Consider the following 16,530-nt stretch of genomic DNA (forward strand, 5'->3'; position numbering starts at 1 on the left):
GCAGGGGGGACCCTGTGGGAGAGTAGGACGCCGCCGAACAATTATTGTGGGAATGCCCCGCACCTTCTGGTGCGGGGCATTTCTGCGTTCTGGGGTCCGTATTAGGCTCGGTACATGCACTACGAACTGATCATCTTCGACAATGACGGTGTCCTTGTCGACAGTGAGCCGCTCTCCAACACCATCCTGGCCGCCTATCTCACCGAGCTCGGCCATCCCACCTCCTACGAGGACTCCCTTCGGGACTACATGGGAGCCGCCGTTCATCGCGTCCATGACCTGGTGAAGGAGCGGACCGGTCGTCTTCTGCCCGGGGACTTCGACGACATCCTGCACGCCCGTGTCTTCGCCGCCTTCGAGCGGGAGTTGGAGCCGGTCGACGGTGTGACCGAGGTGCTGGAGAAGCTGGCCGGCGACGGGGTGCCCTACTGTGTCGCGTCCTCCGGGAGCCATGAGCGGATCCGCGTCGGGCACCGGAAGACCGGGCTGAGCCGGTGGTTCGAGGACAGCGTCATCTTCAGCGCGCAGGACGTCGGGCGGGGCAAGCCGGCGCCCGACCTCTTCCTTCATGCCGCCGAGCGCATGGGTGTGGCGCCCGAGCGCTGCGTGGTGGTGGAGGACAGCCCCCTCGGGGTCCGGGCAGCCAGGGCCGCGGGCATGGATGTGTACGCGTTCACGGCGATGACGCCCGCCGATCAGCTCCCTGGCGCCACCGGATACTTCAGCGGGATGGCCGAACTGCCCGGACTGCTTGGCTGATCCGTTCCCCGGTCCGCCGTGGAGTTCCTGCGGGATCCGTTGGGGGATCCGTTGTGTGATCCATCTACCCCTGGGTAGAGGAGCGTCCTACGCTGTCCGGCCATGACAGACGCGCGATTGCGGCACGGTCGGCTCTCTCTGGCGCTGAGCTTCTTCGTCCAGGGGGTGACCTTCGCCCTGCTCGTGACGCGTATCCCCGCCATCCAGGACCGGTACGGGATATCCGACGCGCTCCTCCCCGTCTTCCTCGCCGCCGTGCCGATCCTCGCCGGCGTCGGCAGTGTCGGCACGGAGAAGCTGGTCGCGCGGGCGCGGCCCGGGGTGGTGTTGCGATGGGCGCAGCCCGTCGTACTGCTCGCGCTCCTCGGTGCCGGGGCCGGTGGCGAGGTATGGCAGCTCGGCATCGCACTGGCGGCGTTCGGGCTGTCGGTCGGTGCGCTCGACGCGTCGATGAACATGCTCGGGGTGAGTCTTCAGCGGGCGTACGGCCGGAGCATCATGCTCGGCTTCCACGCCACGTACAGCCTCGGGGGGATCGCCGGGGCCTCACTGGCCTGGGCCGGCGCGCACTGGAATCTGTCGCTGCTGGTGTCGTATCTCCCGGTGGTGGCCGTGCTGTTGCCGGCCGCGCTGATCGGCAGCCGGTGGTACGCGGACGCCCACGCCGACTCGGCCGGGGCGGGCGACTCGGCGGGCGCCGCGAGCAAGCCGGTGGCGTTCAAGCTGCTCCTGCCCCTCTGTCTCGTCATGGCCTTCGCGTACATCGGTGACTCCACCGTGTCGAACTGGAGCGCCAAGTACCTCCAGGACGTCCTCGGCAGCTCGGAGGAGCTGGCGACCGTTCCGTACAACGCCTATATGGTCACCACGCTCCTGGGGCGTGCGGTCGGGGATCTGGGCGTGCGGCGCTTCGGTCCCGTGGCCGTCGTGCGGTGCGGGTCGCTGCTGGCGGGGGCCGGGTTCGCGGTGGTGGCGGTGGCGTCCGCCGCCTGGATGGGGATCCTCGGGTTCACGATGCTCGGGCTCGGGCTGTGTGTGATCGTGCCGCAGACGTTCGCGGCGGCCGGACGACTGTTTCCCGCCGCGAGTGACACGGCCGTGGCCCGGCTCAATATCTTCAACTACGTGGGGTTCCTGATCGGATCGCCGCTGGTGGGGGCGGTTGGGGACCTGTGGAACTACCGGGGTGCGATGCTCGTACCGATGGTGATGGTTTTGGTGACGCTCGTGTACGCCCGCTCGTTCGGAGCGCGGCAGGACCGATACGGTGGCGGGCATGAGCACCCGCGCACGGTTGATGTGGGATGACGCAGTAACGGGATACGACTTCGGGCCCAGCCACCCGATGGATCCCGTACGGCTCGTGCTGACCATGGGGTTGGTGCGGGCGTACGGGCTGGACCGGGCGGCGGACGTGGTGGCCGCGCCGGCCTCCGGGGATTCGACGCTACGTCTCGTCCACCAGCAGGAGTATGTGGACGCGGTACGGCGGGTCTCGCTGGATCCGCGCGCTGCCGACGGGTCGTACGGCCTCGGCACGCCGGACGACCCGGCCTTCGCGGGGATGCACGAGGCGTCGGCGCTGATCGCCGGGCAGTCGGTCGGTGCGGCCGAGGCGGTGTGGCGCGGGGAGACCGCGCACGCCGTGAACTTCGCCGGCGGGCTGCACCACGCCATGCCCGGCGCGGCGTCCGGGTTCTGTATCTACAACGACGCGGCCCTGGCGATCGCGCGGCTCCTGGAGCTGGGCGCGGAGCGGGTCGCGTACATCGATGTGGATGTGCATCACGGGGACGGTGTCCAGACGGCGTTCTGGGAGGACCCCCGGGTGCTGACGGTGTCGCTGCACGAGCACCCGCGGACGCTCTTCCCGCAGACCGGCTGGGCGGAGGAGACCGGCGGCGGCGCGGGCGAGGGCAGTGCGGTGAATGTGGCGCTGCCGGCCGGGACGGGGGACGAGGGCTGGCTGCGGGCGTTCCACTCGGTGGTGCCCGAACTCCTGGCGGACTTTCGGCCGCAGGTGCTGGTGACACAGCACGGCGCGGATACGCATTTCGAGGATCCGCTGGCACATCTCGCGGTGTCGCTCGACGCGCAGCGTGCGGTACAGGCGTCCTGCCATGACCTGGTGCACGAGTATGTGGACGGCGGGCGGTGGGTCGCGCTGGGCGGCGGCGGGTACGCGGTCGTCGACGTGGTGCCCCGGTCCTGGACCCATCTGGTGGGGATCGCCGCGCACGCGCCGATCGATCCGCTGTCGAAGGTGCCGGAGTCCTGGCAGGACGAGGTGTACGCGCGGACGCGGCAGCTGGGTCCTGGGCGGATGACGGACGGGCGGACGCCGGCCTGGCAGCCGTGGGAGGCCGGATACGATCCGGCGGACCGGCTGGACCAGGCGGTGCTGGCGACGCGCAAGGCGGTGTTCCCGCTGCGGGGGCTGCTGGCGTAGCGGCATAGCGGCATAGCGGCATAGCGGCATAGCGGCACAGCGGCACAGCGACGTAGCGGCACAGCGACGTAGCGACCACCGGTCCGTCACCTGGCTCATGGTCACCTGGCTCGCGGTCACCGGGCCTCGCCGTCTCCGCCGCGGTTCGCCGTTACGCCAACTGTGCGGTGAATCCGGGGTTCCAGCCCGCCGGAGTGCCGTAAGCGGCAGGATCGACCGGGTGTTGAGCACCGGAGCGCTGCGGGCGCATCTGCTGGCGGCCAGACTGGCCGGACCCGTGACGACCTCGCGCGAGGCGAGTCTGCGCAGCTACCGTCTCTTCGCCGCACGCGATCCACGCGTGACGCTCGGACTCGATCCGGAATGGGCATGGAATGAGCAGGACTTGCTCAAGCTCATGGCCGACAAGTGTGGAGTTTCCGCCGATTCCGATCACGTGACGGGTCCTGACGTCATTGATCCCGAGCGGACGCTGACCGCGCTGGACGCGTTCGCCGGACGGCTGGGCGCCGTGGCGGAGCGGAGGGCTCCGGTGCTGCTCGGGACGGGGCATCCGCATCGGCTGCTCGGGTTCTACGCGGAGCTGGCAGACGCTTTGTCGGCGGCGGGATGTCTCGTCCTCACTCCCGCGCAGGGGCGATGTGTCGACATAACGACCCGGTTCGGGGTACGTACGTACAACCTTGACTACGTACGGGGAGTCGCGCTGATGCGGGAGCCAGGCGTGCGATGCGCCGGGCGCGAGACCGGCGCGCACACCCATTCACCACTGCCGGTCCGGGTGGCTCTGGAGGGGGTGGCGGAGTCCGGAGACCCGCTGCCCGAGCTGGTCGTGGGGGATCACGGATGGGTCTGCGGGGCAGGTCAGCTGGGCATTGAGGCCATCGGTCTCGCCGATACGGACGACCCCGCGCTGTTCGTCGGGGAGGCGGAGGGGCGGGTGTCGGTCGCCGTTCCCCTCGATGACGCCGTGCGGTCTGATTACTACCGGCCGCTTACGCGCTATGTACTCAATCGGGCGTGTCTGTCACAGTAGGCGGCTGAAGGCTGCTCCTCTTCCCCACTCGCATCACCCGCCCCTAGTCTGGTGAGTGAGCGCACAGCGACGAAGAGTTACCGGAGGGGAAGCCGGTGGCCGTCGCGTGCGGAAGGTACAGGTGGGTCATGGCTGCTGGCAGCGAGAGGCCTCTCAACGAGGTCAAGTTCCTTACCGTGGCGGAAGTCGCCTCAGTGATGCGAGTGTCGAAGATGACCGTGTACCGCTTGGTGCACAGCGGTCATCTGCCGGCGATCCGGGTGGGCAGGTCATTCCGGGTTCCGGAGCAAGCGGTTCACGAGTACCTCCGCGAGTCATTTGTGGGGGTCGAGTCTGCGTGATGCCGAGACCCGTACGGCTCGTTCCCCGTCGCGGCGAGTGCCGCGACGGGGTGCGTGACGCCGGGAGAATCACCTCGGGTGTCCCTCGGATTACGTCCCTCACTCGGCGGCGGGTAGGCTAGGCCGACGTAGGTCGTGTGGGCCCAGACGCCCCGCACCGAGTAAAGAGAAGTGAGCGAGGGTAGTCGTGGGCTCTGTTATCAAGAAGCGGCGTAAGCGGATGGCCAAGAAGAAGCACCGCAAGCTGCTCAAGCGCACCCGCGTTCAGCGTCGCAACAAGAAGTAGCGGCAGCTGTTCGTGCATTCGCGGCCCTCCCACCGACACGGTGGGAGGGCCGCGGTGTTTGCCGGTCAAAGAAACGGTGTGGCGCGTCGTGCGGTCACCGTGGAGCGATTCCGACCCGATACGGTGGCGCCCACGGAGACTTTCAGGGGAAGGCGCTGATCTTGGGCAAGGTCGTGCTCGTGACAGGAGCGGCCCGTCAGCTCGGCGGCCGTTTCGTACGGCGCGTTCAGCGCCATTCCGATGTGGACCGGGTCATCGCCGTGGACGTGGTACCGCCCGCGCATCAGTTGGACGGGGCGCGATTCGTCCGCGCGGATATCCGGCAGCCGGTTATCGCGCGGATTCTGGCCGAGCACGGAGTCGACACCGTCGTCCATCTGGATGTGACGGGCACTCCGCTGGGCTCCGGCGGGCGTGCCGCGGTCAAGGAGACCAATGTCATCGGCACGATGCAGCTGCTCGGCGCCTGCCAGAAGTCGCCGACGGTGAAGCGGCTGGTGGTCAAGTCCAGTACGAGTGTGTACGGTTCGGCGCCCCGCGATCCGGCGGTCTTCACGGAGACCACGCCGCCCAAATCGCTGCCGAGCGGCGGCTTCGCCAAGGACGCGGTGGAGGTCGAGGGATACGTACGCGGGTTCGCGCGCCGCAGACCGGATGTGGCGGTCTGTGTGCTGCGCTTCGCGAATATCCTGGGGCCCGCCGCGGATTCCCCGCTCGCCGAATATCTCTCGCTGCCCGTGCTGCCGACGGTCTTCGGTTATGACCCGCGGCTCCAGTTCGTGCATGAGGACGATGTGGTCGACATCCTGCTGATCGCCTCCGACGAGCCGCGACGCGGGACGCTCAACAGCGGGACCTTCAATGTCGCCGGTGAGGGCGTGCTGCTGCTCTCGCAGTGCTCACGGCGGCTGGGGCGGCCCACGGTGCCCGTACCGCTGCCCGCCGTGACCTGGGTCGGTACGGCGCTGCGTACGGTCGGGATGACCGACTTCGCGCCGGAACAGATCAGGCTGCTGACCCATGGCCGGGTGGTCAGCACCGACCAGATGCGCGACACACTGGGCTTTGTGCCCCGGTTCACGACCGCGGAGGCCTTCGCGGACTTCGCGCGGGGCCGGGGCGCCGGGCTGCTGCCGCCCGAGGCGGTGGCCCGTACTGTCGACCGGCTCTCCACTCTCGTCAGCAAGGAGCGCGACTGACATGGCTGATGCCAAGGTCATCCCCTTCGGTGATGAACCGAGGTCGAGGCGTGGATCCGCCGGCGGCCGGCGGCAGCATGCCAGGGACGGCGCTCCGAAGCGCCCGCAGGTGCCGGGGGCGGTCTCGGGTCCCGTACCCGAGCCGGGACCGCTGGTGCCCGTACCGGAGCCGGAACCGTCACCGGAACTGTCGCCGGAAGTGTCGTCGGAACCGGAGCCGGTCCCCGAGGGGGGCTGGGAGCGGCGGCTCGCGGGAGGGCTGGCGTTTCTGCGCCGACGGCTCACCGGCGAGTACGACATCGACGAGTTCGGGTACGACAAGGAACTCACCGACCAGGTCCTGATGTCGTTGATCCGGCCGATCTACGAGAACTACTTCCGGGTCGAGGTGAAGGGCATCGAGAACATCCCGTCGGACGGCGGGGCGCTCGTGGTGGCCAATCACTCGGGGACGCTGCCGCTGGACGGGCTGATGATGCAGGTCGCCGTGCGCGACAACCATCCGGCGGACCGGCATCTGCGGCTGCTGGCGGCCGATCTGGTCTTTGTGCTGCCCGTGGTCAACGAGCTGGCGCGGAAGGCCGGGCACACCCTGGCGTGCGCGGAGGACGCCGAGATACTGCTCCAGCGCGGCGAGGTCGTCGGGGTGATGCCGGAGGGCTTCAAGGGGCTGGGCAAGCCGTTCGGCGACCGGTACAAGCTTCAGCGGTTCGGCCGGGGCGGGTTCGTGTCGACGGCGCTGCGCGCGGGGGCGCCGATCGTGCCCTGTTCGATCGTGGGCGCCGAGGAGATCTACCCGATGATCGGCAACTCGCGGACGCTGGCCCGGCTGCTGGGCGTGCCGTACTTCCCGATCACACCGACGTTCCCCTGGCTGGGGCCGCTGGGGATGCTGCCGTTGCCGACGAAGTGGACGATCCAGTTCGGTGAGCCGATCCCGACGGACGGCTATCCGCCCGAGGCGGCGGAGGATCCGATGCTGATGTTCAATCTGACGGATCAGGTCCGCGAGCAGATCCAGCACACGCTCTACAAGTTGCTGGTGCAGCGGCGGTCGGTGTTCTTCTGAACGGTCGGTGTCTTCCGAGTCACTAGCCTGCCCGGTCGCTCGCCTGCCCGGTCACTTGTAGGCCCGGTTACTTGTAGGACCGCACGCACGAGGGGCGGTGCTCCGCTGGAGCACCGCCCCTCAGCTGTACATCCGCCGACGGTTACTGATCCGCGTCCTCGGCCTTGAAGCCGAGCCCGGGCAGCAGATCCGGCAGCAGCGGCGGGATCGTGATGTCCGGTCCGGGACGGTCGGAGCTGTCCTGGTTCTCGGACGGGGACGGGGTGACGCTGCTCTGCGGCGGGTCGAGCAGGCCGCCCGGGCCGCCGCCGAGCAGGCCCTCCTCGGACACGCTGTCCGAGTCCGGCGCGGACGGGTCGGGCCGGTCGTCGGTGTGCGAGCCGCTTCCGCCGCCCTCGCTCGGTGCGGAGGGCGAGAGATGGCTGGGATGGCCGGAGCCGGTGGAGTCGGGCGTGGAGCCGGGGTGTGTGGCTCCCGCCTGCTTCTCCGGCGGGCGCGGCAGCAGTGACTGCAGCGGAGCGACCTCTTCGTCTATGGCGTCGAACACCGAACTGACCTCGTCGCCGACGTCCGTCAGTTGGACGGGCAGCCGCTCGCGCAGCCCGTTCCAGGCCTGGCGGTGCGAGGCGGAGAACGACGAGAGGGTGGCGATCGGGCCGAGTGAGCCGTCCCGTTCGTATGCCTGATGGAGCAGGCGGTGGCCCTCGGTGGCGTCGTGCTTCATCCCGCTCAGCGTGCGCCGGATCTCGCCCATGGATTCGTGGTCGAGCCGGCCGGAGCGGCCCCGCTCCATCAGCCGGCGGGTCTCGCTGAGCCGGGTCGAGGCGTGGTCCAGATACAGCTCGCCTCGGTCGGACTCGTCGTCCGCCAGATTGAGCTTGAAGTCCTCCATTCCTCGTTTCAGCCCGTACAGCGAGTCACCGGGCAGGGCGTCGGAGCTGGCAGCGGCGACTCCGCCGAAGGCGCCCGCCGCCACACCGACTGTGAGCCCGCCCGCCGCGAGGCTCTTGGACCAGCGGGATCTGGGGCGCAGTCTCCGGAGGCGGGAAGCCCGGTGGGCGCCCCGTCCGGACTTGCGCTGCTCCGGCACCGTAGGGCCCGGAGTCGCCCCCCCGGCGGCTGTGCCCTCCAGCAGCATGGCCTCCATGGCTGCCACGAGCTGTGCTCGTTGCACCATTTTGACCTCGGGGTCCAGCGTTGGTTTCGGCAGTTCACCGAGACCACTCGCCAGGGCCAACAGCCGCCCCTGTTCGGCCGGTTCGGCCGACTCGGCGGGCTGTTCGGCCGCCGCGCCCTGGACCGTCTGGTCTTCCAGGGCCTGGGCGAAGGCGTTCGCCCGCCGGTGTGCCGAAACGTTCGCGATCACTGGCGGCACCTCCTCTCGTCATGACGATCGACTCCCCTGGGGGTCCGGAAGGTTGCACGCCTTGAGCACATCCACACGATTGAGTGAGTGGCTGCGGGCATGGCGTGACCGCAGGGAGCCTGCATCCCGCACAACGAGCGGCGCGGCACATGGGTTACGCGCGAAGGATGATCGGACCAGGGCGTCATCGAGGCGTCACCGACTGTGAGTTGGGTCCGAGGTGGGGGCGGGCAGAGGGGGGACGGCCGGCTGGTGGAGGGTGGGGGGACAGCGGCGGTCAGCGGGTCAGCGGGCGTCTTCGGGCAGCAGCCGGGCCAGTGTTCGTACGGCTCGGTATTGCAAGGTTTTGATCGCTCCTTCGTTCTTGCCCATGACGCGGGCCGTCTCGGCGACCGAGAGACCTTGCAGGAAGCGCAGTGTGACGCACTCCTGCTGCTGCGGGTTGAGTTTGCGTACGGCTTCGAGCAGCGCCGCGTTCGAGAGGGACTCCAGGACGGAGTCCTCCGGGCTGCGCTCCACCTCGTTGGCGTCGAGCATTTCGCCCGTGGTCACTTCGAGTCGGAAACGGCTCGATTTGAAATGGTCCGCGACCAGGTTCCGGGCGATCGTGACCAGCCAGGCGCCGAAGTCGCGCCCCTGCCAGGTGAAGGTGGAGATCCGGCGCAGTGCGCGCAGGAACGTCTCGCTGGTGAGATCCTCCGCGGTCGCCTTCCCGCCCACGCGGTAGTAGATATAACGGTAGACGGTGTCGCTGTACTGGTCGTACAGCCGGCCGAAGGCCTCGGCCTCACCGGCCTGGGCGCGCTCGACGAGTTCCATCATGCGGGCGCTGTCGCTGTCGGCGCTGGGCCGACGGGCGGTGGTCGAGGCGGCGGTGCTGCTTCGGCTTCCCCGTCTGCCGACCGCCGCACCGCCGCTCGCCAGGGCATAACAAGGACCGATAGGGCCGCTCACGGCAGGGGCCGGTGCGGCGAAGGCGGGGACGGCGTACGCGGTGGGGACGAAGCCGCGCAAGTGGTCGAGGACCGTTGCGCGCAGCGTAGCCAGGCCCGAGGCGTCAACCCCGACGTGTGGGTACACGGGACTCCCAGAGGCAGAGCTTCCATCACGTGCAGTGCGGGACCGTTCACTCGTCGTGGCGACGTGTGGGGTCCGGTATGCGTCTGAGGAGAATAACGCTTCGTACAGGCAGTGCTACACCCAGTTGCTCAAATCATCGATTACGTCGCTTCCATGACGCCTATGCGGCGTATCTAGTCGCACATCGTGACCATTTATTGATCGGATTGCGTCAAGATCTGCCTGCTCTCGTGATGGGTTGTGCCTGAGTGACGGATGTACGTACGGCCCTGCGGGGACTCCCGCAGGGCCGTACGTGTCGATTTATCTCCCGGCGGCGTGTCTCCGGGGCGTGTCTCTCGTTGCGGCCGGACTCGCGGCGGCCGGGCGGCCGGGCCGCGGGTGGTGGGTCAGCGGCGGCGGCGGTGCAGGGCGACCGCGGCCGCCGTGCCGCCCGCGAGGGCGCCCACTCCGGCCGCCGCGGGGATGCCGACCTTGGCCGCCTTGCGGCCGGTCCGGTAGTCGCGCAGCCGCCAGTCCAGCCGGCGCGCGTGCTTGCGGAGCTTGGTGTCCGGGTTGATGGCGTACGGGTGTCCGACCAGCGAGAGCATCGGGATGTCGTTGTGCGAGTCGCTGTACGCCGCGCAGCGGTCCAGGTCGAAGCCCTCGGCGGCGGCCAGGGCGCGGACGGCCTCGGCCTTCGCGGGGCCGTGCAGCGGTTCGCCGACGAGCTTGCCGGTGTAGACGCCGTCGATCGATTCGGCGACGGTGCCGAGGGCGCCGGTCAGGCCGAGCCTGCGGGCGATGATCGTGGCGGTCTCGACGGGCGCCGCCGTCACGAGCCAGACCTGCTGCCCGGCGTCCAGGTGGGCCTGGGCGAGCGCGCGGGTGCCGGGCCAGATCCGGTCGGCCATGTATTCGTCGTAGACCTCCTCGCCGATGGACATCAGCTCGGAGACCCGGTGGCCCTTGACGATGGACAGGGCGCTGTCGCGGGCGTCCTGCATGTGCTCGGGGTCCTCGACCCCGGCCACCCGGAACCAGGCCTGCTGCCAGGCGAACCGGGCGAGTTCACGGCGCTGGAAGAACTTCCGCTTGTACAGGCCGCGGCCGAGATGGAAGATCGCGGCGCCCTGCATCACGGTGTTGTCGAGATCGAAGAAGGCGGCGGCGCGGTTGTCGCCGAAGACGGGGAAGTCGGGCACCTCGTCGGACTTGGCGGGGGCCTCGGCCTCCGACGCCGCGTGCGACTCCTGCGTGGACCTGAGTCCCGCCTCGGCTGCGGCCTCGCCTGCGAGCACGCTCCGTGCGGTGGCGGAGCGCTTGCGGGGGGTGAGCCATCCCAGTGCGGCCATATCGTGAGCATAGCCAGTCTGTTCGGTACTTCCCGACGTGTGGGGATGCCGTGGAGTGAACTCTCCACGGCCGGTGCGTTAATCCGCTGATCGCGTGATCCTGTCCCGGCTGTGGACGACCAGCGCCGCCGCGCGTGGCGCGGGCGGAGAATAGCCGCATGAGTCCTCTGCTGCGACGTAAGACGAAGAAGAAGACCGGCGAGCGGATGGTGACGCTCGTCTCGAAACCCGGGTGCCATCTCTGCGACGACGCCCGCGCCGTGATCGAAACGGTGTGCGCGGAGACCGGAGCATCATGGGAGGAAAAGGATATTACGCAGGACGAGACGCTGCATCGCGCGTACTGGGAGCAGATTCCGGTGGTCCTGGTGGACGGGGAGCAGCACACATTCTGGCGGGTCGACGCAGATCGGCTCCGCCGTGAACTGGGGGGCTGAAGGGAAAGACGGTTACGATCGTGGGCGCTTTGCTGGGTTTTCTCTGGTGATCATGCTCCGGGCCGGGAGACTGGTCCCGAGGTGTCGCCGGGCGTCCGGGGATCGGTCCCGGCAGGACAAGGGGAGCGGTCTCGGGGGCGTATTCGTGAGGAGTGTGTGCGGTTTTGCCCCCTTCGTGTGTGCAACGGGTTGGCGCGGTGTGCGGTTCCGTTCGTGCGGGATCGACGCGCGTGACCCCGGTCACTTTGCTCGGACAAAGCGGACACAATCTTTGTGCACGCGTTCACAAAGACATAACCTGCATTCGACGGGGCGGTCCAGGGACATACGACCGCCTGCAGCCTCGCTCATCCCGCAGGAGCACCGTGGCAACTGGCCGAACTCACCGACCGGCGACCCGTAGCCGAGGAATCCCCGAGGCCACCGTCGCCAGGCTTCCGCTGTATCTGCGGGCGCTGACCGCTCTGTCCGAGCGTTCCGTACCCACGGTCTCCTCCGAAGAACTCGCGACCGCGGCCGGGGTCAACTCCGCCAAGCTGCGGAAGGACTTCTCCTACCTCGGTTCCTACGGGACGCGGGGTGTGGGCTACGACGTCGAATATCTCGTCTACCAGATCTCCCGCGAGCTGGGGCTGACGCAGGACTGGCCGGTCGTCATCGTCGGTATCGGTAACCTCGGCGCCGCGCTCGCCAACTACGGCGGGTTCGCCTCCCGCGGTTTCCGGGTGGCGGCGCTGATAGACGCCGATCCCGAGATGGCGGGCAAGCCGGTCGCCGGGATGCCGGTCCAGCACACGGACGAGCTGGAGAAGATCATCACCGACAACGGCGTCTCGATCGGGGTCATCGCGACCCCCGCGGGCGCCGCCCAGCAGGTCTGCGAGCGGCTGGTCGCCGCCGGCGTGACCTCGATCCTCAACTTCGCGCCGACGGTGCTCTCCGTGCCGGACGGGGTGGACGTACGCAAGGTCGACCTCTCCATCGAGCTGCAGATCCTCGCCTTCCACGAGCAGCGCAAGGCCGGTGAGGGGGCCGCCGCGGAAGCGGCGCCGGCCGCCGGGCGCGGGAGCGCGGCGGACGCCCTGGACACGAACGCCGCGGATGTGGACGTGGACGCGCCGGAGGCGGGCAGCGCCGCGAGCCGGAAGGGACCCGACGGGGACGTCCCCGCGGTGATGCCGGCATGAGCCTCCTCGTCGTCGGAGTGAGCCATCGCAGCGCACCCGTGAGTGTGCTGGAGCGGGCGTCCCTTGCCACCGACATACAGATCAAGCTGTTGCAGGACTCGCTCGCCGCGGAGCCCGCGACCGAGGCCGCGGTCCTCGCCACCTGCAACCGCATCGAGCTGTACGCCGACGTCGACAAGTTCCACGCCGGGGTCGCCGAGCTGTCCACGCTCCTCGCCCGGCACAGCGGCGTCGGCCTGGAAGAGCTCACCCCGTATCTCTATGTGCACTACGAGGACCGGGCCGTCCACCATCTCTTCTCGGTGGCCTGCGGGCTGGACTCGATGGTCGTCGGCGAGGGCCAGATCCTCGGACAGATCAAGGACGCGCTGGCGCTGGGGCAGGAGCTGCACACCGCGGGCCGGCTGCTCAACGACCTCTTCCAGCAGGCCCTGCGGGTCGGCAAGCGCGCCCACAGCGAGACCGGGATCGACCGGGCCGGGCAGTCGCTGGTCACCTTCGGTCTTGAGCAGCTCGCCACCGGCGCCGCCGTGGACGCCTGGGCCAAGAAGAAGCGCGCGCTGGTGATCGGCGCCGGCTCGATGTCCTCGCTGGCCGCCGCGACACTCGCGCGCCTCGGCGTCGACGAGATCGTCATCGCCAACCGCACGGCCGCGCGCGCCGACCGGCTCGTACAGATCCTGACCGAGCCCGGCTCCACGGGCGTCCTCGCGCGCGCCGTGGACATGAACGCACTCGCCGACGAGTTGCCCCGCGCGGATGTGGTCGTGTCCTGTACGGGCGCGACCGGTCTGGTGCTGACCGCCGGCGCCGTCGAGACGGCGCTGCACAGCCGTACGACCCAGCTGGCCCTGCTCGACCTCGCCATGCCCCGGGACATAGACGCCGCCGTGCACCGCCTCGGCGGGGTCCGGTTCGTGGATATCGAGTCGCTGGCCGAGGCGTCCGCCGACGCCCCCATGGCCGCCGATGTCGATCAGGTACGCACCATCGTCTCCGACGAGGTGGCGGCCTTCGGCGCCGCCCAGCGCGCCGCTCACATCACACCGACCGTGGTCGCGCTGCGCGCCATGGCCGCCGATGTGGTGAGCAGCGAGGTCGCGCGCCTCGAAGGCAGGCTCCCAGGGCTGGACGACAAGCAGCGCGCCGAGATCACCAGGACCGTGCGCCGCGTCGTCGACAAACTCCTGCACGCGCCCACCGTGCGGGTCAAGCAGCTGGCAGGCGAGCCCGGCGGTGCCGGGTACGCGGACGCGCTGCGCGAACTCTTCGACCTCGACCCGCAGACGGTCGCCGCCGTCAGCCGGGCCGACCTGAATGACACCGACGGTGTAGGCAGAGGGCGAGTATGACCGAGAAGGCACTGAGGCCCGAGAAGCCGCTGAGGCTCGGAACCAGGCGCAGCAAGCTCGCCATGGCACAGTCCGGCCAGGTGGCGGACGCCGTGCGTGAGCTGACCGGGCGGCCGGTGGAGCTGGTCGAGATCACCACGTACGGCGACACCTCCCGCGAGCATCTGGCACAGATCGGCGGCACGGGCGTCTTCGTCACCGCGCTGCGTGACGCGCTGCTGGCGGGCGAGGTCGACTTCGCCGTGCACTCCCTCAAGGATCTGCCGACGACCCAGCCCGACGATCTGACGCTGGCCGCCGTGCCGCGCCGCGAGGACCCCCGGGACGTGCTGATCGCGCGCGACGGGCTGGCCTTCGGGGAGCTGCCCACGGGCGCCCGGGTCGGTACGGGGTCGCCGCGCCGGATGGCGCAGCTCAACGCGTACGCGCGCAACCACGGCCGCGTCATCGAAACCGTACCGATCCGCGGGAACATCGACACGCGGATCGGCTATGTCAGCAGCGGGGAGCTCGACGCAGTCGTGCTCGCCGCCGCCGGGCTTCACCGCATCGGCCGGATCGACGAGGTGACCGAGTTCCTGTCGGTCGACACGGTCCTGCCCGCCCCCGGCCAGGGGGCCCTTGCTGTCGAGTGCGCCGCGGTCAACGTGGACCTCGCCGCAGTGCTCGCCGAGCTCGACGACCCGTACACCCGGGCCGCCGTGACCGCCGAGCGTTCCCTGCTCGCCGCCCTGGAGGCCGGCTGCAGCGCACCCGTGGGTGCGTTGGCCGACCTGCTGGCCGACGGACAGGTTGTCAACGAAATGCGCCTGCGCGGCGTCGTCGGCACGACCGACGGCTCGACGCTGGTGCAGCTGTCCACCACCGGTCCCGTACCCACGTCGCACGGCGACGCCATCGCGCTCGGTCGCGAACTCGCGTCCGAGATGCTCGCCAAGGGTGCGGCCGGTCTTATGGGGGAGCGAGCACTTTGAGCCCCACCACCTCTGACCTTCCAGCCTGCTCCGCATCGGGGCACGTCACCTTCCTCGGTGCCGGACCCGGAGATCCGGGTCTGCTGACACTCCGCGCCGTCGAGGCGCTCGCGGGGGCGGATGTACTGATCGCCGAGCCTGATGTGCTCGAAGTCGTACGCAGCCATGCCAGGGCGGGTGTGCACACCCCTGCGCTGACGGTCGTTGACGATGTGTCAGCGGCCGCCGGGATCCCCGCGATCCGGGATGCGGCCAATCTTGTCATGGAGGCCGCGCGGGGCGGCAAGCGGGTCGTGCGTGCGGTCTCCGGTGACCCGGGGCTGGACGGCGACGCGGGCACGGAGATGCTCGCCTGCGCCACCGAGGGCATTCCCTTCGAAGTCGTCCCCGGCATCGCCGCCGCGGTCGGTGTGCCGGCGTACGCCGGGGTGCCGCTGCGCGATGCGCAGGGGACGGACGTACGGCTCGTGGACGCCAGGACCGCCAGCGAGCGGTGCTGGACCGAGGTCGGCGCGAGTGACGGCACGGTCGTCGTCTCCGCCACCCTGGACTCGGTCGCGGCCGCCGCCGGTGAACTCGTCGCGGCCGGCCGCAAGCCAGACACCCCGATGACCGTCACCGTCGCCGGTACGACCACCCGTCAGCGCACCTGGAACGCCACGCTCGGCACGGTCGCGCAGATCCTGAAGCAGGCGAAGGTGCTGCCCTCCCCGGAGGGACACCAGCCCGTCATAGCCGTGGTCGGTGAGCGCAGCGCCGCCGCGCAGCGCGACCAGCTCGCGTGGTTCGAGTCCAAGCCCCTGTTCGGCTGGAAGGTGCTCGTCCCGCGGACGAAGGAGCAGGCCGCGTCGCTCTCCGACCAGCTCAGGTCGTACGGCGCGGTCCCGCACGAGGTACCGACCATCGCGGTCGAGCCGCCGCGTACGCCCCAGCAGATGGAGCGCGCGGTCAAGGGCCTGGTCACCGGCCGCTACGAGTGGATCGCGTTCACCTCCGTCAACGCGGTGAAGGCGGTACGGGAGAAGTTCGAGGAGTACGGGCTCGACGCCCGTGCCTTCGCCGGGATCAAGGTCGCCGCGGTGGGCGAGCAGACCGCCGCGTCGCTCGTGGACTTCGGGGTGAAGCCCGACCTGGTGCCGTCCGGCGAGCAGTCGGCGGCCGGGCTGCTGGAGGACTGGCCGCCCTACGACCCGGTCTTCGACCCGATCGACCGGGTGTTCCTGCCGCGCGCCGATATCGCCACCGAGACGCTGGTGGCGGGGCTGATCGAGCTGGGCTGGGAGGTGGACGACGTCACCGCGTACCGCACGGTGCGCGCCTCGCCGCCGCCGGCCGAGACCCGCGAGGCGATCAAGGGCGGCGGCTTCGACGCCGTGCTCTTCACCTCGTCCTCGACCGTGCGGAACCTGGTCGGTATCGCGGGCAAGCCGCACAACGTGACGGTGATCGCGTGCATCGGCCCCGCGACGGCGAAGACCGCGGAGGAGCACGGGCTGCGCGTCGACGTCCTCTCGCCGGAGCCGTCGGTGCACAAGCTGGCCGAGACGCTCGCCGCGTTCGGCACGCAGCGCCGCGAGGCCGCGAAGGAGGCAGGCGAATCGGTCACGCGGCCGAGCGAGCGCAGGCCGGGCAGCCGCAGGCGCCGTACGACCTGAGACGAG

16 protein-coding genes are annotated in these 16,530 nt (G+C 69.7%); 13 read left to right on the forward strand and 3 right to left on the reverse strand.

Annotation, left to right across the window (positions count from 1 at the left end; all coding sequences use genetic code 11):
* Positions 1 to 114 precede the first annotated feature (114 nt).
* The 8 genes from ACFRMN_RS37345 (at position 115) to ACFRMN_RS37380 (ending at position 7,139) form a co-directional block, all read left to right on the forward strand.
* A complete protein-coding gene (locus ACFRMN_RS37345; RefSeq protein ID WP_383028668.1) occupies positions 115 to 759 on the forward strand; it encodes an HAD family hydrolase in 645 nt (214 codons plus the stop codon).
* A 102-nt stretch (positions 760 to 861) separates the two neighbouring features.
* Complete coding sequence (locus tag ACFRMN_RS37350) at positions 862 to 2,067, forward strand: MFS transporter (protein WP_383028670.1); 1,206 nt, start codon at positions 862 to 864, stop codon at positions 2,065 to 2,067.
* The gene (locus tag ACFRMN_RS37355; RefSeq protein WP_383028672.1) at positions 2,036 to 3,208 is read left to right on the forward strand and encodes an acetoin utilization protein AcuC; all 1,173 of its coding nucleotides are present in this window, start codon (positions 2,036 to 2,038) and stop codon (positions 3,206 to 3,208) included. The genes ACFRMN_RS37350 and ACFRMN_RS37355 overlap by 32 nt, the downstream gene beginning before the upstream one ends.
* A gap of 220 nt (positions 3,209 to 3,428) precedes the next feature.
* Positions 3,429 to 4,244 (forward strand): phosphatase, encoded by an 816-nt coding sequence (locus ACFRMN_RS37360; RefSeq protein ID WP_383028675.1) that lies wholly within the window; start codon positions 3,429 to 3,431, stop codon positions 4,242 to 4,244.
* Between the two features lie 128 nt (positions 4,245 to 4,372).
* Positions 4,373 to 4,585: a helix-turn-helix domain-containing protein gene (locus ACFRMN_RS37365; RefSeq protein WP_014046653.1), complete on the forward strand. Its 213-nt coding sequence runs from the start codon at positions 4,373 to 4,375 to the stop codon at positions 4,583 to 4,585.
* A 187-nt stretch (positions 4,586 to 4,772) separates the two neighbouring features.
* Positions 4,773 to 4,871 carry a 30S ribosomal protein bS22 gene (locus tag ACFRMN_RS37370; RefSeq protein ID WP_003948845.1) on the forward strand — a complete coding sequence of 33 codons (99 nt, stop codon included), beginning with the start codon at positions 4,773 to 4,775 and terminating at the stop codon, positions 4,869 to 4,871.
* A gap of 161 nt (positions 4,872 to 5,032) precedes the next feature.
* On the forward strand, positions 5,033 to 6,070 hold the full coding sequence (locus ACFRMN_RS37375; RefSeq protein WP_383028677.1) for an NAD-dependent epimerase/dehydratase family protein: 1,038 nt from the start codon (positions 5,033 to 5,035) through the stop codon (positions 6,068 to 6,070).
* A gap of 1 nt (position 6,071) precedes the next feature.
* On the forward strand, positions 6,072 to 7,139 hold the full coding sequence (locus ACFRMN_RS37380) for a lysophospholipid acyltransferase family protein (RefSeq protein ID WP_383028679.1): 1,068 nt from the start codon (positions 6,072 to 6,074) through the stop codon (positions 7,137 to 7,139).
* 142 nt (positions 7,140 to 7,281) lie between these two features.
* On the opposite strand, the gene ACFRMN_RS37385 is transcribed toward ACFRMN_RS37380, so the two are convergent.
* The 3 genes from ACFRMN_RS37385 to ACFRMN_RS37395 form a co-directional block, all read right to left on the reverse strand.
* The gene (locus tag ACFRMN_RS37385; protein WP_383028682.1) at positions 7,282 to 8,505 is read right to left on the reverse strand and encodes a DUF5667 domain-containing protein; all 1,224 of its coding nucleotides are present in this window, start codon (positions 8,503 to 8,505) and stop codon (positions 7,282 to 7,284) included.
* 285 nt (positions 8,506 to 8,790) lie between these two features.
* Positions 8,791 to 9,585, reverse strand: a complete 795-nt coding sequence (locus tag ACFRMN_RS37390; RefSeq protein ID WP_365749217.1) for an ECF subfamily RNA polymerase sigma factor, BldN family — start codon at positions 9,583 to 9,585, stop codon at positions 8,791 to 8,793.
* Between the two features lie 389 nt (positions 9,586 to 9,974).
* Positions 9,975 to 10,919 carry an HAD family hydrolase gene (locus ACFRMN_RS37395; protein ID WP_383028685.1) on the reverse strand — a complete coding sequence of 315 codons (945 nt, stop codon included), beginning with the start codon at positions 10,917 to 10,919 and terminating at the stop codon, positions 9,975 to 9,977.
* Positions 10,920 to 11,077: 158 nt separating this feature from the next.
* On the opposite strand from ACFRMN_RS37395, the gene ACFRMN_RS37400 reads away from it, so the two are divergent.
* The 5 genes from ACFRMN_RS37400 (at position 11,078) to ACFRMN_RS37420 (ending at position 16,524) form a co-directional block, all read left to right on the forward strand.
* Positions 11,078 to 11,356 carry a glutaredoxin family protein gene (locus ACFRMN_RS37400; protein WP_383028688.1) on the forward strand — a complete coding sequence of 93 codons (279 nt, stop codon included), beginning with the start codon at positions 11,078 to 11,080 and terminating at the stop codon, positions 11,354 to 11,356.
* Between the two features lie 365 nt (positions 11,357 to 11,721).
* Positions 11,722 to 12,543: a redox-sensing transcriptional repressor Rex gene (locus ACFRMN_RS37405; protein WP_383028690.1), complete on the forward strand. Its 822-nt coding sequence runs from the start codon at positions 11,722 to 11,724 to the stop codon at positions 12,541 to 12,543.
* Positions 12,540 to 13,895 (forward strand): glutamyl-tRNA reductase, encoded by a 1,356-nt coding sequence (locus ACFRMN_RS37410; protein ID WP_383028693.1) that lies wholly within the window; start codon positions 12,540 to 12,542, stop codon positions 13,893 to 13,895. The genes ACFRMN_RS37405 and ACFRMN_RS37410 overlap by 4 nt, the downstream gene beginning before the upstream one ends.
* A complete protein-coding gene (hemC, locus tag ACFRMN_RS37415) occupies positions 13,892 to 14,869 on the forward strand; it encodes a hydroxymethylbilane synthase (RefSeq protein WP_383028695.1) in 978 nt (325 codons plus the stop codon). The genes ACFRMN_RS37410 and hemC overlap by 4 nt, the downstream gene beginning before the upstream one ends.
* Positions 14,866 to 16,524, forward strand: a complete 1,659-nt coding sequence (locus ACFRMN_RS37420; RefSeq protein WP_383028697.1) for a uroporphyrinogen-III synthase — start codon at positions 14,866 to 14,868, stop codon at positions 16,522 to 16,524. The genes hemC and ACFRMN_RS37420 overlap by 4 nt, the downstream gene beginning before the upstream one ends.
* Positions 16,525 to 16,530 lie beyond the last annotated feature (6 nt).

Origin of the sequence: Streptomyces sp. NPDC056835, from assembly GCF_042789485.1 — a bacterium.
GTDB lineage: Bacteria > Actinomycetota > Actinomycetes > Streptomycetales > Streptomycetaceae > Streptomyces.